19 protein-coding genes and 1 pseudogene are annotated in these 21,119 nt (G+C 71.3%); 10 read left to right on the plus strand and 10 right to left on the minus strand.

Annotation, left to right across the window (positions count from 1 at the left end; translation table 11 throughout):
* Positions 1 to 119: 119 nt before the first annotated feature.
* Positions 120 to 569, minus strand: a complete 450-nt coding sequence (locus ACGF4C_RS28670; RefSeq protein WP_201810913.1) for a MarR family winged helix-turn-helix transcriptional regulator — start codon at positions 567 to 569, stop codon at positions 120 to 122.
* Between the two features lie 127 nt (positions 570 to 696).
* On the opposite strand from ACGF4C_RS28670, the gene ACGF4C_RS28675 reads away from it, so the two are divergent.
* A complete protein-coding gene (locus ACGF4C_RS28675) occupies positions 697 to 1,107 on the plus strand; it encodes an organic hydroperoxide resistance protein (protein ID WP_030416450.1) in 411 nt (136 codons plus the stop codon).
* On the opposite strand, the pseudogene ACGF4C_RS28680 reads toward ACGF4C_RS28675, so the two are convergent.
* The 7 genes and pseudogenes from ACGF4C_RS28680 to ACGF4C_RS28710 all read right to left on the minus strand — a co-directional run.
* A pseudogene (locus ACGF4C_RS28680) lies at positions 1,097 to 1,287 on the minus strand (family 1 glycosylhydrolase); the annotation flags it as partial. The gene ACGF4C_RS28675 and the pseudogene ACGF4C_RS28680 sit on opposite strands and share 11 nt — an antisense overlap.
* A 41-nt stretch (positions 1,288 to 1,328) precedes the next feature.
* Positions 1,329 to 2,264 carry a carbohydrate ABC transporter permease gene (locus ACGF4C_RS28685; protein WP_393569844.1) on the minus strand — a complete coding sequence of 312 codons (936 nt, stop codon included), beginning with the start codon at positions 2,262 to 2,264 and terminating at the stop codon, positions 1,329 to 1,331.
* Positions 2,257 to 3,195 carry a carbohydrate ABC transporter permease gene (locus ACGF4C_RS28690; protein ID WP_393569846.1) on the minus strand — a complete coding sequence of 313 codons (939 nt, stop codon included), beginning with the start codon at positions 3,193 to 3,195 and terminating at the stop codon, positions 2,257 to 2,259. The genes ACGF4C_RS28685 and ACGF4C_RS28690 overlap by 8 nt, the downstream gene beginning before the upstream one ends.
* Entirely contained in the window at positions 3,192 to 4,508 is a 1,317-nt protein-coding gene (locus ACGF4C_RS28695) for an ABC transporter substrate-binding protein (protein WP_393569848.1), read from the minus strand. Before ACGF4C_RS28695 ends, ACGF4C_RS28690 begins: the two co-directional genes overlap by 4 nt.
* Positions 4,509 to 4,707: 199 nt before the next feature.
* Positions 4,708 to 6,102 carry an MFS transporter gene (locus ACGF4C_RS28700; RefSeq protein ID WP_393569850.1) on the minus strand — a complete coding sequence of 465 codons (1,395 nt, stop codon included), beginning with the start codon at positions 6,100 to 6,102 and terminating at the stop codon, positions 4,708 to 4,710.
* 248 nt (positions 6,103 to 6,350) lie between these two features.
* Complete coding sequence (locus tag ACGF4C_RS28705) at positions 6,351 to 8,078, minus strand: amidohydrolase (RefSeq protein WP_393569852.1); 1,728 nt, start codon at positions 8,076 to 8,078, stop codon at positions 6,351 to 6,353.
* 74 nt (positions 8,079 to 8,152) lie between these two features.
* On the minus strand, positions 8,153 to 9,712 hold the full coding sequence (locus tag ACGF4C_RS28710; protein WP_393569854.1) for an APC family permease: 1,560 nt from the start codon (positions 9,710 to 9,712) through the stop codon (positions 8,153 to 8,155).
* A 675-nt stretch (positions 9,713 to 10,387) separates the two neighbouring features.
* On the opposite strand from ACGF4C_RS28710, the gene ACGF4C_RS28715 reads away from it, so the two are divergent.
* The 5 genes from ACGF4C_RS28715 to ACGF4C_RS28735 all read left to right on the plus strand — a co-directional run bounded on the left by ACGF4C_RS28715 (position 10,388) and on the right by ACGF4C_RS28735 (position 15,589).
* Positions 10,388 to 11,032 (plus strand): helix-turn-helix domain-containing protein, encoded by a 645-nt coding sequence (locus tag ACGF4C_RS28715; RefSeq protein WP_393569960.1) that lies wholly within the window; start codon positions 10,388 to 10,390, stop codon positions 11,030 to 11,032.
* A gap of 244 nt (positions 11,033 to 11,276) precedes the next feature.
* Complete coding sequence (locus tag ACGF4C_RS28720) at positions 11,277 to 13,319, plus strand: SpoIIE family protein phosphatase (RefSeq protein ID WP_393569856.1); 2,043 nt, start codon at positions 11,277 to 11,279, stop codon at positions 13,317 to 13,319.
* 299 nt (positions 13,320 to 13,618) lie between these two features.
* Complete coding sequence (locus tag ACGF4C_RS28725) at positions 13,619 to 13,873, plus strand: DUF6400 family protein (protein ID WP_393569858.1); 255 nt, start codon at positions 13,619 to 13,621, stop codon at positions 13,871 to 13,873.
* Between the two features lie 2 nt (positions 13,874 to 13,875).
* Positions 13,876 to 14,106 (plus strand): hypothetical protein, encoded by a 231-nt coding sequence (locus ACGF4C_RS28730; protein ID WP_393569860.1) that lies wholly within the window; start codon positions 13,876 to 13,878, stop codon positions 14,104 to 14,106.
* Between the two features lie 571 nt (positions 14,107 to 14,677).
* A complete protein-coding gene (locus ACGF4C_RS28735; protein WP_393569862.1) occupies positions 14,678 to 15,589 on the plus strand; it encodes a hypothetical protein in 912 nt (303 codons plus the stop codon).
* 64 nt (positions 15,590 to 15,653) lie between these two features.
* Here the strand turns inward: ACGF4C_RS28735 and ACGF4C_RS28740 are convergent, their stop codons facing one another.
* The gene (locus ACGF4C_RS28740) at positions 15,654 to 15,884 is read right to left on the minus strand and encodes a hypothetical protein (protein WP_393569864.1); all 231 of its coding nucleotides are present in this window, start codon (positions 15,882 to 15,884) and stop codon (positions 15,654 to 15,656) included.
* A gap of 391 nt (positions 15,885 to 16,275) precedes the next feature.
* On the opposite strand from ACGF4C_RS28740, the gene ACGF4C_RS28745 reads away from it, so the two are divergent.
* On the plus strand, positions 16,276 to 17,145 hold the full coding sequence (locus ACGF4C_RS28745) for a hypothetical protein (protein WP_393569866.1): 870 nt from the start codon (positions 16,276 to 16,278) through the stop codon (positions 17,143 to 17,145).
* A gap of 362 nt (positions 17,146 to 17,507) precedes the next feature.
* On the opposite strand, the gene ACGF4C_RS28750 is transcribed toward ACGF4C_RS28745, so the two are convergent.
* Positions 17,508 to 18,209, minus strand: coding sequence for a TVP38/TMEM64 family protein (locus ACGF4C_RS28750; RefSeq protein WP_393569868.1), 702 nt, complete (start codon positions 18,207 to 18,209; stop codon positions 17,508 to 17,510).
* Between the two features lie 72 nt (positions 18,210 to 18,281).
* Between ACGF4C_RS28750 and ACGF4C_RS28755 the strand changes: the two genes are divergently transcribed.
* The 3 genes from ACGF4C_RS28755 (at position 18,282) to ACGF4C_RS28765 (ending at position 21,030) form a co-directional block, all read left to right on the plus strand.
* Positions 18,282 to 18,455, plus strand: a complete 174-nt coding sequence (locus tag ACGF4C_RS28755; protein ID WP_393569870.1) for a hypothetical protein — start codon at positions 18,282 to 18,284, stop codon at positions 18,453 to 18,455.
* Between the two features lie 109 nt (positions 18,456 to 18,564).
* Positions 18,565 to 19,737, plus strand: a complete 1,173-nt coding sequence (gene tuf, locus ACGF4C_RS28760) for an elongation factor Tu (protein WP_393569873.1) — start codon at positions 18,565 to 18,567, stop codon at positions 19,735 to 19,737.
* Positions 19,738 to 20,163: 426 nt separating this feature from the next.
* Positions 20,164 to 21,030: a spermidine synthase gene (locus ACGF4C_RS28765; protein ID WP_393569875.1), complete on the plus strand. Its 867-nt coding sequence runs from the start codon at positions 20,164 to 20,166 to the stop codon at positions 21,028 to 21,030.
* Positions 21,031 to 21,119: the final 89 nt, after the last annotated feature.

Below are 21,119 nucleotides of genomic sequence, written 5' to 3' on the forward strand. Positions count from 1 at the left end.
TTTGGCCACTCTTTATACGCCTTCGTCCTGTTGAGCCCCCAACCCTGGTAACTCAATGGGGTGATGGGGGCGTCGGAAGGCCGGCCGCGCCGTCCGGCCGGCCGGGGCGCGCGGAGGTCTCAGGACGCGTCGAGGGCGCCGGTCACCCGCCCCAACAGGCCCCGCAGCGTGCGCAGTTCCTCGAGGGTCAGGCCGGTGGCGGCCAGGATCCGGCGGGGGACCGGCAGGGCCGCCTCGCGCAGCCCGTCGCCCGCCGGGGTCAGGTGGACGGTGACCGACCGCTCGTCCTCGGTGCTGCGCTCGCGGTGCACCAGACCGGCCGTCTCCAGGCGCTTGAGCAGCGGGGAGAGGGTGCCGGAGTCCAGCCGGAGCCGCTCGCCGATGGCCTTGACCGGCTGTGCGCCGTGCTCCCACAGGACCAGCATGACCAGGTACTGGGGGTAGGTGAGGCCCAGGTCCTTCAGGGCGTCCCGGTAGACGCCGCCGAACGCCCGGGAGGCGGCGTGCAGGGAGAAGCAGACCTGGTGGTCGAGGCGGAGCAGTTCGGCGTCCGGCGGAAGCGTGGTCATGGCTCCAGGTTAGCCGGGCAGGCGTTTAAGTTGTGCACAATCTAGTTGCGTGCAATGTAAATCTCTGCGACAGTGGGACCCGTCGGGCGGCCGGGAAGCGGCCGCCCCGCAGGTGAAGGGACACCTCATGGACGCGCTGTACACCGCCGCCGCCACCGCCAACGGCCGCGAGGGCCGGGCCGTCAGCTCCGACGGCACGATCGACCTCGCCCTGGCCCTGCCGCCCGAGCTCGGCGGCAACGGCGCCGGCACCAACCCGGAGCAGCTCTTCGCCGCCGGCTACGCGGCCTGCTTCGCCAGCGCGATGAGCAACGTCGCCCGCCGCATGAAGCTCGACACCAAGGACGTGTCGGTCACCGCCGAGGTCTCCCTCGGCAAGGACGGCGAGGGCTTCGGCCTCGGCGTCGTCATGCGGGTGGAGCTGCCGGACACCCTGGCGGGCGAGACCGGCCGCCGGCTGGTCGAGGCCACCCACGAGTTCTGCCCCTACTCCAAGGCCACCCGCGGCAACATCCCGGTCGAGCTGGTCATCGAGTAGGACGGTGCCGGCGGATCAGCCCCCCGTAGTGCCGTCCGCCGTCCTCCAGGGTGCGGGCCTGATCGCGTGGCCGACGTGGAACAGGCCGAACCGCTCGCCGTAGCCGTGGTCCCACTCGAAGGTGGCCCTCAGGGACCAGGCGAAGTACCCGGCGAGCGGCGCACCCCGCCGGGCCGCCCGGCGCCGGCCGTCGACCGCCCTCGATCACCTCCCGGCACGCGTCATTTGACGGCCCCGGCGGTCAGCCCGGCGACCAGAAAGCGCTGCAACAGCAGGAAACCGGCCACCACCGGCACGCTGACCACCAGCGACGCGGCCATGACCTGGTTCCAGTACACGTCGTTCTGCGAGGCGTAACCCTGCAGCCCGACGGACAGCGTGCGGGTGGTGTCATTCGTCATCACCGAGGCGAACAGCACCTCGCCCCACGCCGTCATGAACGCGTACACCGCGACCGCCACGATCCCCGGCAGCGCGGCCGGCACCACCACCCGGAGCAGCGCCCCCAGTGCCCCGCAGCCGTCCACGTACGCCGCCTCGTCCAGCTCCCGCGGCACCGACGCGAAGTACCCGGTCAGCATCCAGATCGAGAATGGCAGCGAGAACGTCAGATACGTCAGGACCAGACCGCCCCGGGAACCGTAGAGCGCCACACCGGTGGCGTTCCCGATGTTGACGTAGAGCAGGAACAACGGCAGCAGGAAGAGGACGCCCGGAAACATCTGCGTGGACAGTACCGTCACCGTGAACACCCGCCGGCCGCGGAACCGGTACCGGCTGACCGCGTACGCCGCGAACACCGCGATCAGCACCGAACAGACCGTCGCCGATCCCGCCACGATCAGCGAATTCACGAAGTAGTGCGCCAGCGGCACGGTCCGCCAGATGTCGAGGTACGGCCGGACGGTCAGCTCGCCCGGCAGCCACCGGAACCCGCCCGAGACGTCCCGCAGCGGCTTCAGCGAACTGCTCAGCATGACGTACACCGGCAGCAGCGCGAAGCCGGTCAGCGCGGTCAGGAAGATCCGGCGCGCCCAGCGGAACGACCGGGGCGGCGCGGTGGGCGAGGCCCGGCGCCGGGCCCGGGGGCGTTTGCCGACCGGCGGGCGCGGCGCACGGACGGCCGGGCGGGATGCCCGGGCAGCGGTGTCAGCCATCGGCGTGCCTCCTTCCGCGGGACGTCACCAGCAGGTAGCCGGCCGTCACCACCAGCAGGAACAGCAGCAACAGCACGGACATCGCCGCACCGGTGCCGAAGTTCCAGGTGGCGAACGACGACTGGTAGATGTGGACCGACAGCAGATCGGCGGCCTTCGGCGCGGCCTTCCCGAACAGCACGTACGGCGTGTTGAAGTCGTTGAACGTCCACAGGAACAGCACCAGCACCAGCACCTGGTTGACCGGCCGCAGCGACGGCAGCGTGATCCGCCACAGCTGCCGCAGCATCCCCGCCCCGTCCAGCGCCGCCGCCTCGTACAGCTCCTTCGGGATGCTCTGCAACGCGGCCATCACCACCAGGAACGCGAACGGCCAGGTCTTCCACACAGCCACCACCAGCAGCGCCACGAAGCTGTGGTCGCCCAGCAGCCAGAACGGCCGGCCGCCGGTGAGGTGCAACTGGTCGTGCAGCACATGATCGACCAGCCCGCCGTCCCGCTGGAACATGAACGCCCAGGTGATCACCGCGGCATAGACCGGCAGCGCGTACGGGACGAGGAACACCGCCCGCAGCAGACCCCGGCCGCGGAAACCCTCCTGCAGGAAGACCGCCGCCGCGGTACCGAGCAGCCAGCACAGCCCGACCACCAGCACACTGAACACACACGTCACCCAGAACGAGTGCAGCAACGCGGCACCCACCGGAGCGTCCACGTCCACGACCACCCGGTAGTTGCCCAGCCCCTTCCAGGGCGCCGCAGCCCAGTTGCCGAGGAAGAACTGGGTCAGCTCCCGGAAACTCATCACGACGCCGATCACCATCGGCACGAGATGCACCAGCACCTCCACGACCAGCGCCGGCAGCAACAGCACATACGGCAGGCCGGCACGGCGCAGCCGGGCGAAACGCACCACGACGGACCCGCTCACTTCGCCATCTGCTGCTCGGCCTCGGCCAGCCGGGCCCGCACCGACGCCCTGGTCACCGGATGCCCGGCCGCCGCATCGGCGAACAGGTCCTTGATCGCGGTGCCCACCGACGTCTCGAACTGCGCCTCATCGGGGATCTGCGGCAGCGGCGCGGCACTCCTGGTGAGCGTCTCCCGCAGCACCCTGGTGTCCTTCCGGCCGAACGCCGGATCCCGCTGGGCGGCCTTGACCGGCGGTATCGAACCGTACGTCCTGTTCAGCAGCCGCTGCTCGGCGTCGCCCGTCAGGAACTTCACGAACTTCCGGGCGCCGTCGAGGTTGTGGGTGTTCTTGAAGACCGCGACGTTGATGCCGGCGAGCATCGAGTTGGTCCGCCGGCCGGCTCCCGGGCGGCCGGACGGCACCGGCACCGGCGCGACGCCCCAGTCCGACGGCTTCATCCCGTCCGCCGCGAACGTCGTCGCCGCGGCCTGCCACAGCACCATCGCGGTCCGGCCGGCCGCGAAGTCCCGCAACGACTGGTTCTGGCCGTACTCGGCGTTCCCCGGCGCGATGATCTTGTCCTTGGCCATGAAATCGACGTACTGCTCGACCGCCGCGACCACCCCGTCCGAGGTGAACGCCGGCTTGCCGGCCGCGTCGAAGAAGTTGGCACCGCGCTGCTTGCCGAGCACGAACGCCTGATGGACGTTGTTGGCCAGCTGCCCGCCCTCGGCCCCCAGCCCCCACCTGCCGCCCTTCGACACCTTCTTGCCCGCCGCGACCAACTCGCCCCAGGTCGCCGGCGGTTTGCCGATCCCGGCCTCCTTGAACATCCGCTTGTTGTAGTAGAGCGCGTACGTCAGCGAATACAGCGGCACCGCGGCCGGGTCCTTGCCCGCCGCCCCCGTCGCGGCCAACGCCGGCGCCGCGAACCGGTCCCGCCCGCCGATCGCCGCGAAGTTCCCCTTGTCCCACGGCAACAGCGCGCCGGTGGCCTGCAACGAAGCCGACCAGGTGTTGCCGATGTTGAGCACGTCCGGGCCCTGGCCCGAGGTGGTGGCCGCCAGCACCCGGTTCAGCAGATCGGGCCAGGGAATGACCTCCAGCTTCACCTTGATCCCCGTCCGCTGCTCGAACTTCTTCAACTCAGGGCCCAGGATCTTCTTGTCCGCCTCGACGTTCGGCCCCTGATTGGACGCCCAGTACGTCAACGTCCTGGGGGAATCGTTACTGCCCCCGCCGACCGGGCTCGTCCCGCCACCGCAGCCCGAGGCCGCCGCGGCGAGCGCGGCGACGAGGGCGGAGACGGTCGCGACGCGGAGTATGCGCATGACGGATACGCCTCTCTCTGAGGAGTCCGAGGGCCGACCATGTTCAGGTCCTGAACGGCCTCAAGGCTTAACTTCCGGTGTGAGTTAAAGCCTGAGAGGCGGAGGCGTCAAGGGAACGCACGGCGGGGGCGGGTGGGCCGGCTGCTGTCAATCTGCTTCCATCGGCGGTGAGTTGAGGGCGGCCGCCGCGCGGCAGTCACTACCAGGACCGGCCGCGCGACTCCCGCTCCGCCTCCACCGGGGCCCGCGGAACGCCCACGGCCCCGTCGGGCAACGGACCGAACCGCCGCCCCCGTACGAACAGCAGGGCCACCACACACGCCACCGGCCCCACCCCGCAGCTCAGCCCGAACGCGGCCCGGTACCCGTACGCCTCGGCCAGCGGACCGGCCACCACCGCCGCCACGCACTGCCCGATGATCAGCCCGGCCCCCAACAGGCCCATCGCCTCGCCCATCCGCGCGGCCGGCGCGATGCGCTCCCCGAGCCCGAACACCGCGATCAGATGCGGCGCCACCGCCACCCCGATCCCCGCGATCACCAGCGACGCCCCGACGAACCCGTCCACCGCCGGCAGCGGCAACACCAGCAGCGTCTGCGCCACGATCGCCCACCGCAGCCGGACCGTCAGATCCCGCTTCACCGGCAACGCCGTCGTCACCAACCCGGCCAGCGCACTGGTCACCGCCATCCCGCCCCACACGAACCCGGCCATCCCCGCATCGCCCAGCTCCTTGCTCAGCGCGCTGACACCGGCGTTCGCGCCACCCCAGATCACCCCCTGCCCCAACGCCATCACCCACAGCACGATCAGCCCCGGCGACACCAGCGGGGCCCCGGCGGCCGCCACCCGTCCGGTCCGCACCGGTCCCGGCGCCGTCGGATGCACCGCGAACAGCACCCCGCACACGGCACCGAGCACGGCTGCCAACAGGAGGCCGGCCGCGGGGTGGCACAGGACCACAACGGTGGCCGCCAGCGCCGGCCCCACCATGAAGCTGATCTCGTCGATCGTCGTATCCAGGGACAGCGCACGCCCGGTCAACTCCTTCCCGTCAGGGCCTGCCGGACGGACGGAGGCGAGCTCATGGCCATCAAGGCCCTCGGCCGGAGCCGAGGCGAGCTCCTGAGGGGTCAAGGAGGGCTCCCGCCGTCCGGGACCCGCCGCACGGGACGCGGTCAGCACGCTCCACCGCGTCCGGGACAGCGGCCCCACCTGCGGCATCGTCGCCCCGGTCAGCCCCGCCAGCGCGGCCTGCACCGCCGCCGGCAGCCCGGCGAGCACGGCCCCCACCAGCGCCACGATCACGCCCGCGTTGACGAGCGAGGCCACCAGGATCACCGGCCGGTGCCCCCGCCGGTCGGCCAGCCGCCCGACCGGCGCCCCGCCCACCGCCTGCCCGAGCCACAGCATCCCCGCCACGACTCCGGCCCGGCCGATCCCGGCCACCTCGGTGAGCAGCAACAGCGTCCCGATCGGACACAGCGCGGCAGGCAACCGCGCCAGGAACGAGAGCACCGGCAGGCCCACCCCGGCGATCCCCACCACCGCCCGCACCCCGGCCCACGCCGACCCGGCCCGCGGGGCCTTCACGCCGTCCCCGCCCGCGCCACGCCGGACCGTGCCGGCCCCGCACCCCTGCCCATCTCTCCCCCGTCCGCAGACCTCCCTCAGTAGACCGGAGGCCGACCGTCCGGACCTATCCGCACGTCCTCCGAAACCACGACCGGGAAAGCGGCGCGGGTGTGGAGGAACACCCAAGTGCGAGGCGGGGGAGGAGAGGAGACGCCCGTTGCCTCGGCGTCGTCGGAGGCTGAGGAGGAGAGGAGACCCCCGTTGCCTCAGGCGTCGTCGGCCGCGTACACCCGCTGCCCCCCGACGAACGTCTGCAGCACCCGGGTCGCGGCGATCTCCTCCGGCGGTCCGTCGAACGGGTCCCGGTCCAGAACGACCAGGTCGGCCAGCTTGCCCGGCTGGATGCTGCCGGTCCCGTCGAGGTGGTTGGCGTAGGCACTGCCGGCCGTGTAGGCCGCCAGCGCCGACCCCAGGTCGAGCCGCTGCTCCGGCAGGAAGACCGGCACCGAGGGCGACGCCTCCGGGACGCGGCGGTTGACCGCGACATGCAGCGCGGCCAGCGGATCGGGCGAGCTGACCGGCCAGTCGCTGCCCGCCGCGAGCGTGGCCCCCGACCGCAGCAGATCACCGAACGGGTACTGCCAGGAAGCCCGTTGGGTCCCCAGGAACGGAATCGTCAGCTCGTCCATCTGCGGCTCGTGCGCCGCCCACAGTGCCTGGATGTTCGCCGTCGCCCCGAGCCGGCGGAAACGTGGCACGTCATCGGGGTGGACGACCTGGAGATGCGCGAGATGCGGCCGGGTGTCGCGCCACCCGTTCGTCCGCCGGGCCGCCTCGACCGCGTCGAGCGCCTCCCGCACGGCCCGGTCGCCCAGGGCATGGAAGTGCACCTGGAACCCTTCGGCATCCAGCAGCGTGACGTACGTCCGCAGCTCCTCCGGGTCGATGAACGAGATCCCGCTGTTGTCGGAGGCACAGCCGCACGCGGTGAGGTAGGGGCCGAGCAGGGCCGCGGTGTGGTTCTCCGCGATCCCGTCCTGCATGATCTTCACGCTCGTCGCCCGCAACCGCCCGCCCGTCAACTCATCCCGCTTGGCGATGAGTTCCGGAATCTGCTCCGCGCCCCGGGCCCGGTCCCACCACAGCGCCCCGGTCACCCGCGCGGTCAGCCGGCCCTCGCTCCGGGCGGCCACATACGCGGGGACGGCGTCGGCGATGCCCGGGGCGCGGCCCAGCATCGCGTCCTGCCAGGCGGTCACGCCGTAACTGTGCAGCAGACGCTGCGCCCTCAGCAGTCCGGCGGTCCGCTCGGCGACCGTCGGCTCCGGGACCAGGTCGGCCACCAGCCGCATCGCCCCCTCCTGCAGCATGCCGGACGGATGGCCGTCGGCCTCCCGCTCGATCCGCCCGTCGGACGGGTCCGGCGTACCGGCGGTGACCCCGGCGCGTTCCAGGGCACGGGAGTTGGCCCAGCCACCGTGGTGATCGCGGTTGACGAGGAACACCGGCCGGTCCGGTACGAGGGCGTCCAGGAACTGGCGGGTGGGCATCCCGCCCGGGAAAGCCTCCAGGGACCAGCCACCGCCGGTGATCCACGGCGCCTGAGGATGCGCGGCCGCGTACGACCCGATCAGCTCCCGGTACGCGTCCGCGGTCTCCGCGGCGCTCAGATCGCACTGCGCCAACTCCATTCCGCCGCCCACCGGATGCACGTGCGCGTCCTGGAACCCGGGGATCAGCAGCTTGCCGCGGAGGTCGACGACCTCCGTGCCCGGCCCGATCAACTCCCGTACGTCCGCGTCGTGCCCGACGGCGACGATCCGCTCCCCGCGCACGGCCACCGCCCCGGCCCGACTGCGCGCGGCGTCAACGGTGTGCACGGGGCCGGAGAGGAAGACGAGATCGGCGGGGGAGGGGGAAGCACTGGTGGTGGAGGAGGCGGGGGAGGGGGATGCGCTGGTGGCAGGGGAGGGGGCAGGAGTGCGGGGGGCCATCTTGCGGGTGCTCCAAGGGTGTTGGTGGTGGTGTGGGTTGTGCTGGTTGCTGATCGTTGTTGTCGCTTCGGTCGTCAGCCGTCCGAAGGTGCGGGCAAGGGGGGAGGCGACGAGGCCATGGTGATGGTCCCGCCTCCGTCCCCGTCCATCGGCAAGGTGAGCGCATCCGCGTCCGTCCCCTGCCCGGTAAGGAAGTACGGTGCATGCCGTACCCACTTGGCCCAGGCCGCGGCCGCCAGCCCCAGCAGGATGAAGACGGCCGGCAGGGCCAGCATGAACCAGCCGTTGTCCGGGCTCATCGCGAAGTGGTCGCTCATCGTGGCGTAGTCCCAGACGAGGTAGCCGCCGAGCCCGAACAGCACCAGCGCGCTCGCCGCGGGCACGACCACGTCCCGCAGCGCGCGGACCGCACCCTGGCGCAGGCTGTCGCGGAAGCGCACCGCACAGGCGAGCGCGGTGAGCCCGTAGTAGAGGGCCACCGTGAGACCGATCGAGTTCACCGCGGTGAGGATCATGTCGTTGAGCTGGGGAATGCCGACGGCGAGGACGGCGATCAGCGCGGCGATCGCCATGATGACCAGCGTGCCGACGGCCGGGGAGCCGTAGCGCGGGTGCAACCGCTGCCACACCGGGCCGAGCGTCCGGTCGCGCGCCATCGCCAGCGCACCGCGGGCGGTGGGGATCACGCTCGACTGCAGCGAGGCGAAGGCGGAACACATCAGCGCCGCCAACGGCAGTGAGGCCCAGGGCTCCGGGGCCAGTTTGCCGCCGAGGAAGGTGAGCGCCTGTGGTCCGTTGTGGACGAGTTCGCCGGTGCTCATCACCCGTTGGAAGGCGACCGCGCCGACGAGGAACAGGCCCGCCATCACCACCAGGGCGATCAGCCCGCCACGGGCCGCGTCGGACGCGTTACGGGTCTCCTCGTTGACGCTGAACGCCGCGTCCCAGCCCCAGTAGATGAACACCGCGAGCACCATCCCCTGCGCCAGTGCCTGGGGTGAGCCGATGTCGAACGGGTTCAGCCAGGACAGCGAGAACGGCTGGTCCCCGACGACCAGGGCGTAGCCGCAGAAGACCAGCAGCACCGCGTACTCGAAGACCAGCAGCCACCACTGCAGCCGGGTCGCGGCACGTACGCCCGTGATGGCGGTCACCGTGACGGCGACCAGCGCGACGAGTCCCACGGCGGTGCTGATGCCGGTCGAGCCGGGATCCAGCCGCAGTCCCCACACGCTGTGCAGGCCCGCCTTGTTGAGGAACTGCAGCACCACCGACCCGGTCACCGCGCCCGTGTACGCCATGAAGACCACATTGCCGACCAGCACCACCCACCCGGTGATGAACCCGGGCCAGGGCCCGATCGTCCGGCCGACCCAGGTGTAGCCGCTGCCGCAGTTCGGCTCGGTGCGGTTGAGCCGGGCGTACGAGAGCGCGATGCCGAGGATGGGCAGACACGCCAGCAGCAACAGCGCGGGCGTCTGCCGCCCCGCGTACGCGGCCAACGAGCCCATCCCGATGCCGATGCTGGTGGTGGCCGCGGTACTGGACGCGGCGATCGCCACCCCGTCCTTCACCCCCAGCGCGCGGCGCATACCCACGCGGCTCTCGGGTTCCTGTGGCAGTGCGGAGGACATGGCATCGACTCCTTGGAGGGGGAGGGACGAGGCGGGGGAGAGAGGCGGGGCGTGGGGGCGAGGGGTTGGGGGAGGCGGGGCGCGTCCGGGGAGGGGAGGGGCTGCACCCCAAGGAGGTATGGGGCGACTCGGGGTGGCAAGGAGGCGGCTCTGCCGGTACGGGTCGCCGGTAGCGGGCCGCGAGGGCGCTGATGTCCGCCGATGAAACAGCCCCCGCCAGCTTGTGTCAACGGTGTTGACGTAACCTGTTCGAGAGCTGGTGATCAACTGGGCCCTGGCCGGCCAGGGCGAGGCAGGGCGGCCCCGCATTGGGCCCCGTGCTGCGGCCCCAACTGCGGGGCTGGATCAGAAAAGGCGCTCGCCGGCATAGGGGTTGAGAATGTGCCGATAGGGCAGGCATCGGGCGATGGTGGGGGTCGCGGGGGTGGCGGAGGGTGGCGGGCCGGGCCGAGCCCCGGCGGCAGATCCCGAGGGAAACAGCGCGTCCCGGCGGAGCACAGAAAGAGGTTCGGCGTGCCAGACAGTGACCGCGTCCGCGATCGAGGGCAGACCGACCGCGCGCCGACCGACCGCGCGCCGACCGACCGGGTCTCGACCGACCGGGTCTCGGCCGACCGGGCCCCCACCGACCGGGTCCCGACCGAGCGCAAACGGCGCCGGCCGACCAGCTCAGGCGTGGTGCTGTCGGCCGACCTCATCGTCGACACCGCATGCCGGCTGATCGACGCCCACGGTGCGCAGGCGTTCACGGTACGCAAACTGGGCGCCGCACTCGGCGCCGATCCCTCCGCCGTCTACCGCTACTTCCGCAACACCGAGGACCTGCTGCTCGCCCTGGCCGACCGGCTCATCGGCGAATCCATGACGGGCTTCACGCCCAGCGGCGACTGGGCCGCCGACCTGCGCGACTTCGGCCTGCGTGCCTACCGCTCCGCACTGCGCCATCCGCAGATCGCCGTCTTCAGCACCCTCCGCGTCACCGGCCGGCCACATGAGCAAAGGGCCGTCGACACCGGCATCGGCCTGCTGCTCCAGGCCGGCTTCGACGAGGCGAGCGCGGTCCGGCACTACCACGCCCTCGTCGACACCGTCCTCGGCCACGCCGCGCTGGACGCCGGCGTACTGCTGCTGGCCCCCGCCCAGCGTGCGGCGGACGAACGGGCCTGGCACGCCGCATACGGCACCCTGCCCGCCGACGAGGTTCCCAGCCTGCACCGCGTACGCGACCACCTCCCCCTCATGGCCGGCTCCGCCGTCGAACCCGCCCTCGACCTCCTCCTCAAGGCCCTCCGCCACGAAGCGCCCAACAGCGCTTCCTGAGCCGCCTCCGCCCCCCTCTGCAACTCCGATCTCCGACCTACAACCTCCGACCTCCGACCTTGGCTCTTGGCTCTTAGCTCTCCGGTTTCCGTCCAGGCGATCCGATCCACCCCAGAGGCTCCCAGAGGCTCCCGAGGGCCCCCTGAGGCCCCCCGAGGAACCCCCAGGGGAACCCTCAGAGGAACGTCATCACGCATATGGGATAGACCCGAACATTCCTCTCGCATCAGTGCAAACATGAGGCATGCCCTCTAGACGGCTGACGCTCCTCCGGGGACGACGGGAACTGCGTCATCTGCTGGTGCTGCTCCCGATCGGCCTCATCGCGGCCGTCTGCACGATCGACCTTCTCTCGCCCCCGCACATCCACCTCGGGCCCCTCCTGGTCGCGGCCCCCGCAATCACCGCGGCATTCGCCGGCCCCTGGCTGACGGCTGCGATCGGGGCGCTCGCGGTCGCCGCCCAGGTGTTCATCGGCGTGGCGCGCCACGTCCTCTCCACGGAGAACCTCGAGGCGCAGATCGCCGCGCTGGTGGTGGTCTCCGCGCTGGTCGTCCTCTTCGCCGTCATCCGGGACCGCAATGAGCGCCGCCTGATCAAGAGCCGTTCGGTCGCCGCGGTGGCCCAGCAGGTGCTGCTGCGCCCGCTGCCCGGACGCAGTGGCCCTCTGGAGATCGCGTCGCTGTACCTGCCGGCCGAGGAGGAGGCGGAAATGGGCGGCGACCTCTTCGCCGCGGCCCGCACCCTCTCCAGCACCCGGCTGATCATCGGCGACGTCCGCGGCAAGGGCCTGCCCGCATACGGCCACGCCGCCCTCCTGCTCGGCGCCTTCCGCGCAGCCGCCCACCGCCAGGCCACCCTGCCCAACCTCGCCCGCCACCTGGACGGAGCCGTCCGCTGGGACAGCAGCCAGTGGTCCACGACCCCCACAGCCGGCCCCCAGGGAGCAGAACGACCGGCCGCCGCCCCGCGAGGGGCGAAACAGGTAGCCGATCCCGAACGGACCCAACGAACGGCCAGCCCCCAAGGAACGGAACCGGCATCCGATCCGGCAGGCACACAACGGGCGGCCGGTCCCGAAGGGGCGGAACGGGCAGCCGATCCCGAGGAGGCGCAACGGGCGGCTGGTCCCCAGGGAGCGGAACGGGGAGCCGATCCCGAGGGGGCGCAACGTGCGGCTGGTCCCCAAGGGGCGGAACGGGGAGCCGATCGCGAGGAGGCACAACGGGCGGCTGGCCCCGAAGGGGCGGAACGGGTAGCCGAAACCGAGGGGCCGCAACGCGCGGCTGGTCCCCAAGGGTCGGAACGGCTAGCCGATCCCAAGGGACCACAACGCGCGGCAGATCCCCGCGGGGCGGAACGGATGACGGCCAGCCTCCGAGGGGTGGGACGTGCGGCTGGCCCGCAAGGGCCGGCGCAGACGGCCGACTCACCCCGCCCCCGGCAGGCCCCCACACCAGGCGCCACCCCTGCCCCCGCTCCAACACCAGGCACCACCCCTGCCCCCGCTCCGACACCGACCCCTGCCTCGAGCCCCGCCCCTGCCCCGAGCCCCGTCCACGCCCTTGGCCCGACTCCGACCCCTGCCCCGGGCCCCGCCTCTGGCCCGACCCCGACCCCTGATCCGACACCTACCCCGACCTCCACCCCCGCGCCGACCTCCACCCCCGCCCCGGCCCCTGCCCCGAGTCCCGTCGCCGCCCCGCCCCAGACCCCCACCGCTGCCCCTCATCCCGCCTCTGCCACGCCGTCCGCCTCCACGCCGACGCCGGAGCTCTCCGCCAGCCCCATCCCCGACTTCGCGCCCGCCGACGCTCCCGGTCCCGACCTGGGCCGGGACCTCCCCGAGCCCGAAGAGACGTTCGCCACCGTCGCACTGCTGGACATCCCCGACCGCGCGCCCGTACTCCACACCATCACCTGCGGCCATCCCCCCGCCTTGCTTCTACGCGACGGGGCGGCCCTCACCCTCCACCCCGAGCGGCCGGCGCTGCCCATCGGCCTGGGCGGCTTGCCGGGCGCCCCCGCCTACGAGGTCGAGACGTTCCCGTTCGAGCCGGGCGATCTCCTGCTCCTCTACACGGACGGCGTGACAGAGGCCCGGGACGCCCAGGGCGCCTTCTACCCCCTCGTCGAGCGCGCCGGTGCCTGGAGCGGCTGCAGCCCGCACCAGCTTCTACGGCACCTGCGAGCGGATCTACTGGCGCACACCCGCGGCAAGCTGGGCGACGACGCCGCAGCCGTCGCCGTACGACGCCGCCCCGCACCCCTGCCAGCCGCCCCATGAGACCGCCCCACACCCGCCCCCATCGACGGCCGAACGGCACCCATCAGCCCCGAACAGCCCCCGTCCCGGACGCCACGTAACTCCCGTGCCATCTCATCGACGCCCCAAACGGGACCCCCACGCCCGCCTACCCACCCAACCGGAACTCCTCCCCACACCCACCGACCACCCGCGCGCATGGCCAAAATAAGCCCCCCAAACCACCCCATAAGCCCCCACCCCTCCCCCTGACGCTTCCTCAGCGCCGCCCCACTTGATAGACACGTCCAAATCATCCGCAAGTGGTATGGACGCGCACCATGAACGACCGCAACACCCCGGACGACCACATAGCCGAGCCGCCCGAGATCTTCGAGTTCGACCTCACCGCCCACGAAGCCCGGCGGAGGGCCGAAGTCGTCGCGGCGCTGGGCGACACCTGGGACCCCCTCACGGTGATGGAGGACGAGGCGGCCGCCCACCGGCTCCTCTACTCGGACCTGGACGCCGACCAGCAGGCCACCTACGCCATGCTGGTCGCCGCCAACGTGCTGCCGCCCTCCGAGCAGGGCTGAGCATGCTGCCGCTCGACCCCACCGCCGACATCGGCCGCCGCGCCTGGATCCCGTGCCCCCGCTGCGAGGACCACCAGGACTGCGGAACCTGCCTCGACGGCCGCACCTGCACGACCCACTGGCGCTACCTCCTCTCCAACAAGGGCAGCGTGCTCCACCTGCAATGCCCCAACTGCACCCACCTATGGACCTGGCAATCCGGCTTCGGCGCAACCGGCCACCCCACCCCCTGACACCAGGCCCACCACCGCCGACCACAGTTCAACGTTCCCTCCAAAGCCCCCCACGAGCCGGATCGCCCGCCGGGCCCCACATCGCCCGCCGGGCCCCACTCCACCCCTCCTCCGCGCACCCCCTCCTCCACGTACCTCCTCTCCGCATACCTCCTCCAGCTCCCAGCTCTTCGGGGCTCCAGCTCAAATCGACGGACGCCCTGCTTCTCGGCCCGCATCAGCGCGAGAAGCGCAGCCCCGCCCCGCATTGTCGTCCCGGCTCCAGGGACCAGGGCTCGTCCTCCCCGAGCAGCCGCAGACATTCGGCAGGGCACACCTCCTGCACCGAGAATCCCCGCTGCCCTCCCCGACGTCCTACGGACCTGGAGAGGACCCGTCGGGCGGCCAACGCGTGGCGACGGGCAGCCGAGATCTGCGGCGACATGCCCCGACCCGCCCGGGGGCACCCAACGCCGCACATGACACGCCCCCACCTGGCACGCCGCCCCTTTATGCACGCCCCCACAGCGCATGCCCCACAATGCGCGCCCACACGCTGCGCCGGATCCTCCGCGGCGGTACCGTGCGGGGCATGGAGCTGCATGCGCGATCGCTTTGGCTGGTGACCGAGCCCCTGCACGCGGTCTGCTATTTCGACGAGAACTGCCGCGCCCTGGGCAAGGACCTCGGCCTCAAGGGCTTCTGGATGGGCTATTTCGCCTCCCGTACCGCTCCACTGGGTGCCGTGGAACCCGCTGCCGCCACGGCCGTACTGGGTGTCTTCGCGCCCGGAATGGTGGCCCGGGCGCTGCCCGCCGCCTGGAGCGTGGCCGGTCCGGCGCACATCCTCGACGAACGCGGCAGCCGCGCCGCCCAGGCCCTGCGCAGGATCGACCCCGAGCTGGAACATCGCACCACAGACCTCCTGCCCCCGCTCCAGACACTCGTCGACGAGGCACCGGCCACCGCGCGCCCCCTCTTCGCCGCCAACCGCGCACTCTGCGACCACGCCGACCCCGTCGAGCGGCTCTGGCAACTGGTCACCACCCTGCGCGAGTTCCGCGGCGACGCCCACCTCGCCGTACTCGCCGACGAGGAACTCGACGGCTGCGAAGCCCTCGTCCTGGCCGCTGCCTCCGGCCGCGTCCCCAAGGACACCATCCAGGAGGACCGAGGCTGGAGCGAGGAGGAATGGGCGGCCGCCTCGGACCGCCTTCGCTCCCGAGGCCTCGTCGACACAGACGGCCACGCCACCGAACACGGCCTGCAAGAACGCGAACGCATCGAGAATGCCACCGATCGGCTGGCCGGCCGCATGCTGCACGCGTTGCCCGAAGCGGAGACCGAAGCGCTGCTGCACGCCCTGGACGCCGTCGCCCGCCGCGTCCTCGCCGCGGACGTGCTGCCCTTCCCCAACCCGATCGGGCTGCCCCACCTCGACGAACCTCTGCCACACGCCGCGGAACGCCCCACTGGCCCAGCCGCCGCCCCTCCGGCTCCCTGAGCCCCCGAAGCGTCTGCTCCTTACCGTCCGCGTCGGAGGAAGACGTCGCCTGAACGGCGACCGACTAGTTGAACCCGAAGAAGCGTATGGCCACGTCCAGCGACCCCCGGTCCGCCTGGCCACGCTCACGGAGCTTCACCACGCGATCAACAGCCCCGGTCCACGCGTCGAGATGCAGAATGCGCGCCCCCAGCTGCCGAAACCGCTCAACCACCTTCCAGCGACGATCGCCTTTCAGCGCACCCGGCCGCATCTCGACGGTCAGCGCACCCGGCCGCGCATCAACGGCTCGCACAGCCTTCGAGCGCCTCTTCGAGGACCTCAGCGAACAACGACTCCTCATGTCTCCCCCTGAATATGATCACCGCGAGCAACGCACTACACAGAGCAACGCCCTGCAAAGAGCAACGCACTGCACAGAGCAACGCCTTGCGGGGAACAACGCACCATTCGGTCGCGCCGCCCGCGATGAAAATCTCACTGATCACGACACTAGACCAAACCACTGACAATCCACGCTGCCCGCGAACTCAACCGCGTGGCCAGGCATTACGCCATCCGGTGCTTTCGCGAGCTCCCCGCCCCGACCGCTGCGGGGTGATTTTCATCTGGTGGTTCGATGGGTGCTTTGGGGTGCTTTGCTACGGCAGGTCGGGACACCTCTGCCCAAGATGCGTTGAACGGGTATGGATCCTAGAGAGTTGTGGGACCGCAACGCCGTGCTGGCAGAGGCGTTTTGCCTGGGCGACGAACGCGTGCGGGAGGCACAGGCCCGACTTGACGAGGCCCAGGCCGACCGGTCACGAGTTCTGGCGGCATTCGCGGTCACAGTGGGCAGCACCGGCGCTGTGGCCGGACTTTTCGGACTGAACGAGCGGGAAGTGCGCATCGCCCGGCGAACGGTGGGCAAGGACGACGCCCGGGCCGTCGCCGAGGAACTGCTCGCCGCGGCCGTCCCCACCGCGCCACCCCGCGAACCGGAAGAGAACCCACCGGCCCCAGACAACTCTGCCGAATACTCCCACCACAACCCCACCGCCACGCCCCGCACCACCGGCCCCATTCGCGAAGCGGGCACCGGTACCGGCAGCGCGTCGGGGCCATCCGACCAGAATTGGTCCCCGGCCATGGACGCGGTCCTCATCGGCAGCTGGCAGACCGGCGTCGACCTCCGCGAACTCGCCGCCGAATTCGGCCTCGACCTCACCCGCCTGGTTACCCGTGCCCAACAGCTGTCCGCCCAGGGGCGGTTCTATCCGGGCCCGACGGAAACCCACGCGGGCCGCCACCGACGCGGCCCCGGTGACGTCCACGAAGGCGAATACACCATCCCCGCCCAGCAAACGGCCGCCTGGAACGCCACACCCCACGCGCACCCCATGGCCACGGCCTGGCAAACCGGCACGATGCCATCGGCGGAATCCGTCCCCGACGTCACCGCCGCCCTCTCCACCGAATGGGACAACGCCCTCGCCCCTTGGGGCTCCCTCGCCCCCACCCACGAGGACCCCGCGCAAGCGCCACAGCCCTGGACCCAATACCACCTGAGTTCCTGACCTGTTACGACCCGTTACGACCAGTTATCGTCACCGGCCCATTTCCCCTACAGGTACAGGCGCCACCACCGGCCACGACCGGACCGACTGGTTCCCCGCCCTCCGACGTTGTTTCCCGTACGACGACCCCAACCCCGCGATACCGCCGGCCCCCGCCGCCCGCCCGGGCCGGCACTTGTCCCACCACCACTCCACCCCCCACAGCACCCCCACGCCACTCCCACCACCCCCCATAACTCCCCGCCCCCGCCCTCACCAGCCCCTCACCAGCCCCTCAACAGACCACCGCTGACCGCCACTCGCGACCGGGCACTCGCGACCGGGTACTCGCGAACAGGCAAACGGTGCTCACCCCACTCCCCTCAGCGCCCGCGCAACGCCTCCCGCTTGCGCCATGCCACCATCAGCGCCCCCAATGCACTGAGTGCGAGAAAAGCCGTCGCCAACAGGAACACAGGCGACGACGGGGTCGCCGCCCGGGCACCGGCCACGGCGTAGGCCGCCGTATTCGGAAGGCTGCCGAGTGCCGTGGCGAGAAGAAAAGGGCACCAGCCCATACGAGAAACCGCAGCACAGTAGTTGGCCGCAGAGAACGGCAGCCCGGGGAACAGCCGGACCGCCAGCATCGAGCGGAAGCCGTGCTCACTCAACTGCCGGTCGGCCGCCGTCAGCCAGCGCGCCCGCAGCAACGGCCGCAAGGCCCTCTGGCCCAGCAGTCGGCCCAGTCCGAACGCCAGCCCGGCCCCCAGCACCGTACCGGCGAGCGCCGCAGCCAGCCCCGCCACACTGCCGAACAGTGCTCCCGCAGCAAGATTCAGGACCGGACGCGGAACAAAAACCGTGGTGCACAGGCCGTACGCCACCACGAACACCACCATCGCGGTCGCCCCGGACAACTGCGCCGGCCAGCCACCCGACAAAAGGTGCTGCGGCTCCCAGCGCAGCATCGCCACCGCACCACCGGCCAACAGGACGAACAACAACGCCAGCCGCAACCACGGAGAACACACCACCCGTGCACAGCAAGCGGCAAAACCATGGCCAGAGGCGGCAGGGGCGAACATCCCGGGAGCGTAACCGACCGACAGCTGATAAATCGTTCGACGTCACGGCAACCGCCCGGCACCATATGACGCATGTCCCGGTACGCCTTCCTGTCGCGCACGTCCGCAGTCGCGGACGCGCTGAAGGCTGCCGCCCACTTCCTCGCCGCAGCACCCACCCGGGCCGCTGCACCGATGCCCACCAAGGCCATCGCCGCAGCAACCGCCCTGGCCACCGCTGCCGCCTTCGACGGCGCACGAAGCTGACCCTCTCCGGATCGTCCGGCGGACCCCGCAGGGGGAGGGTCGGCCCGGCCCAGGGGTCCCCACGGCGCCAAGTCGCCGTTCTCACCGCATCCTTGCGAGGAAGAAAACCATGCCGAAGACGGCATACGTGCGCACCAAGCCGCACCTGAACATCGGCACCATGGGCCACGTCGACCACGGCAAGACCACCCTCACCGCGGCCATCACCAAGGTCCTCAGCGACCGCGGCACCGGCACCTTCGTGCCGTTCGACCGGATCGACCGCGCCCCGGAAGAGGCCGCCCGCGGCATCACCATCAACATCTCGCACGTCGAGTACGAGACCGGCACCCGCCACTACGCCCACGTCGACATGCCCGGCCACGCCGACTTCATCAAAAACATGGTCACCGGCGCGGCCCAACTCGACGGCGCCATCCTCGTCGTCTCCGCCGTCGACGGCATCATGCCGCAAACCGCCGAGCACGTACTCCTCGCCAAACAGGTCGGTGTGCGCCACATCGTCGTCGCCCTCAACAAGGCCGACGCCGGCGACCCGGAACTCACCGACCTGGTGGAGCTGGAGGCCCGCGAGCTGCTGAGCGCGCACGGCTACGACGGCGAGCACGTACCCGTCGTACGCGTCTCCGGCCTGCGCGCCCTCGAAGGCGACCCACGCTGGACGCAGGCCATCGAGGCGCTGCTCGACGCAGTCGACACCTACGTGCCGACGCCCGAACGCTATGTCGACGCGCCGTTCCTGCTGCCGGTGGAGAACGTCCTCACCATCACCGGGCGCGGCACGGTCGTCACGGGAGCCATCGAGCGCGGCAGCGTACGAATCGGCGACCGGGTCGCCGTGCTCGGCGCGGACACCGAGACCACGGTCACCGGCCTGGAGACCTTCGGCAAGCCGATGGAATCCGCCGAGGCCGGGGACAACGTCGCGCTGCTGCTCCGCGGGATGCACCGCGACCAGGTACGCCGCGGCCACGTGGTCGCCGCCCCCGGCAGCGTCACACCGCGGCGCCGTTTCAGCGCCGAGGTATACGTGCTCTCCACCGAGGAAGGCGGCCGCCGTACGCCGATCTCCACCGGCTACCGCCCGCAGTTCTACATCCGCACGGCGGACGTGGTCGGCAACCTCGACCTCGGCGAGCGCGGCATCGCGCGCCCGGGTGAGACGGTGACGGTCACGGTCGAACTCGGCCGCGACGTCCCCTTGGAGCCCGGCCTCGGCTTCGCCATCCGCGAGGGCGGCCGCACCATCGGCGCCGGCACGGTCCGCACCCTCACCCCCTGACCCCCGCCACCCCCAAGCCGCGCCCCGTACTCCCGACAACCCCACGAGTACGGGGCGCGGCACCCTCACGAACACGGAGCCCAATCCTCAGCCCAGCCACGACCACCCAGCCCAGCCACGACCACCCAGCCCGGCCTCGGCCACTGAGCCCGGCCTCGGCCACCCAGCCCGGCCACGACCACCGAGCCCGGAGCGGTCATCCAAGTCAAACCAGGTCAGACTGTGGCATCTCAACGGCCAGCTCAAAGCGATCAAGAGCGAGCATGAGGATCGCACCAGGACCAAGCGGCCCGTCACGAACGAGCGGCCCGTAACAAACCACCGGCCCGCCGGCCCAGCCACCTTCCCGCCCGGCACAAACCACTGCCGCGGCACACCCGCCAGGCACCAGCCGAACACCAGCCGCCGGCCCGGCACAATAGGACGGTGGACGAAGCACCCGAGCCGATACCCGTCACACGGTCCGTGGATCACGGAACCGCCAAGTTGCTGCCGGACGTGGACCGGCCGCGCGCCTGGCTGCTGACCGTGGACGGCGCCCCGCAGTCGTACGTCGACCTGGACGCGCCCACGCACCTGGAATTCGAGTACGTGCGTCGCCTCGCCCACGTCCTGGACGAGCTCGCCGCCCCCGGGGAGCCGCTCGATGTGCTGCACCTCGGAGGCGGGGCCATGACCTTGCCCCGCTACCTGGCCGCCACCCGTCCGCACTCCCGCCAAAACGTGATCGAAGCCGACCGAGGCCTGCTCGCCCTGGTGACCGAAGCCCTACCGCTCCCCGACGACAGCAGTGTCGGTGGCGGTATCACCGTGCGAGCGCAGGACGCTCGTACGGCGCTGGAGGAGGCTCCCGAAGCGAGCGCCGATGTGATCGTGGCCGATGTCTTCGGCGGCTCGCGGGTGCCGGCGCATCTCACCTCGGTCGAGTACGCACGGGCCGCCGACCAGGTACTGCGGACAGACGGCCGCTACATCGCGAATCTCGCCGACAGTGCACCCTTCGACTTCCTCCGCGGTCAACTCGCCAACTTCGCCACGGTCTTCGAGCACCTGGCGCTCATCGCTGAGCCCTCAGTGCTCCGGGGCCGCCGGTTCGGCAACGTCGTCCTGGTCGCCTCGCATGCGGAGCTCCCGATTGCGCCGCTGGCCCGGCGCGCGGCCGCGGACGCCTTCCCGGCGCGGGTCGAGCACGGTGCAGCGCTTCGGCGTCTGATCGGGGATGCGCTACCCGTACGGGATGCCGAGGCGGTGGCGTCTCCGGTCCCGCCGGCTGGCGCCTTCAGCGTCGGCTAACCGCGGTCCTTCGGCGTCCGCTTACCGCCGGCCCTTCGGCGTCCGCTTACCGCGGGGGAGCGGGGCATGGCTTCGGTGTGAGTGGGGCC

The sequence above is a fragment of the Streptomyces sp. NPDC048197 genome, from assembly GCF_043202395.1.
Lineage (GTDB): Bacteria > Actinomycetota > Actinomycetes > Streptomycetales > Streptomycetaceae > Streptomyces > Streptomyces siderophoricus.

What these genes read in the sequence shown, in the direction of transcription:
- ACGF4C_RS28710 (WP_393569854.1), bottom strand. Translation starts at nt 9,712, where the DNA reads ATGTCCTCCGCACTGCCACAGGAACCCGAGAGCCGCGTGGGTATGCGC.
- ACGF4C_RS28685 (WP_393569844.1), bottom strand. Translation starts at nt 2,264, where the DNA reads ATGGCTGACACCGCTGCCCGGGCATCCCGCCCGGCCGTCCGTGCGCCG.
- ACGF4C_RS28675 (WP_030416450.1), top strand. Translation starts at nt 697, where the DNA reads ATGGACGCGCTGTACACCGCCGCCGCCACCGCCAACGGCCGCGAGGGC.
- ACGF4C_RS28705 (WP_393569852.1), bottom strand. Translation starts at nt 8,078, where the DNA reads ATGGCCCCCCGCACTCCTGCCCCCTCCCCTGCCACCAGCGCATCCCCC.
- tuf (WP_393569873.1), top strand. Translation starts at nt 18,565, where the DNA reads ATGCCGAAGACGGCATACGTGCGCACCAAGCCGCACCTGAACATCGGC.
- ACGF4C_RS28750 (WP_393569868.1), bottom strand. Translation starts at nt 18,209, where the DNA reads ATGTTCGCCCCTGCCGCCTCTGGCCATGGTTTTGCCGCTTGCTGTGCA.
- ACGF4C_RS28735 (WP_393569862.1), top strand. Translation starts at nt 14,678, where the DNA reads ATGGAGCTGCATGCGCGATCGCTTTGGCTGGTGACCGAGCCCCTGCAC.
- ACGF4C_RS28730 (WP_393569860.1), top strand. Translation starts at nt 13,876, where the DNA reads ATGCTGCCGCTCGACCCCACCGCCGACATCGGCCGCCGCGCCTGGATC.
- ACGF4C_RS28745 (WP_393569866.1), top strand. Translation starts at nt 16,276, where the DNA reads ATGGATCCTAGAGAGTTGTGGGACCGCAACGCCGTGCTGGCAGAGGCG.
- ACGF4C_RS28720 (WP_393569856.1), top strand. Translation starts at nt 11,277, where the DNA reads ATGCCCTCTAGACGGCTGACGCTCCTCCGGGGACGACGGGAACTGCGT.
- ACGF4C_RS28670 (WP_201810913.1), bottom strand. Translation starts at nt 569, where the DNA reads ATGACCACGCTTCCGCCGGACGCCGAACTGCTCCGCCTCGACCACCAG.
- ACGF4C_RS28695 (WP_393569848.1), bottom strand. Translation starts at nt 4,508, where the DNA reads ATGCGCATACTCCGCGTCGCGACCGTCTCCGCCCTCGTCGCCGCGCTC.
- ACGF4C_RS28755 (WP_393569870.1), top strand. Translation starts at nt 18,282, where the DNA reads ATGTCCCGGTACGCCTTCCTGTCGCGCACGTCCGCAGTCGCGGACGCG.
- ACGF4C_RS28725 (WP_393569858.1), top strand. Translation starts at nt 13,619, where the DNA reads ATGAACGACCGCAACACCCCGGACGACCACATAGCCGAGCCGCCCGAG.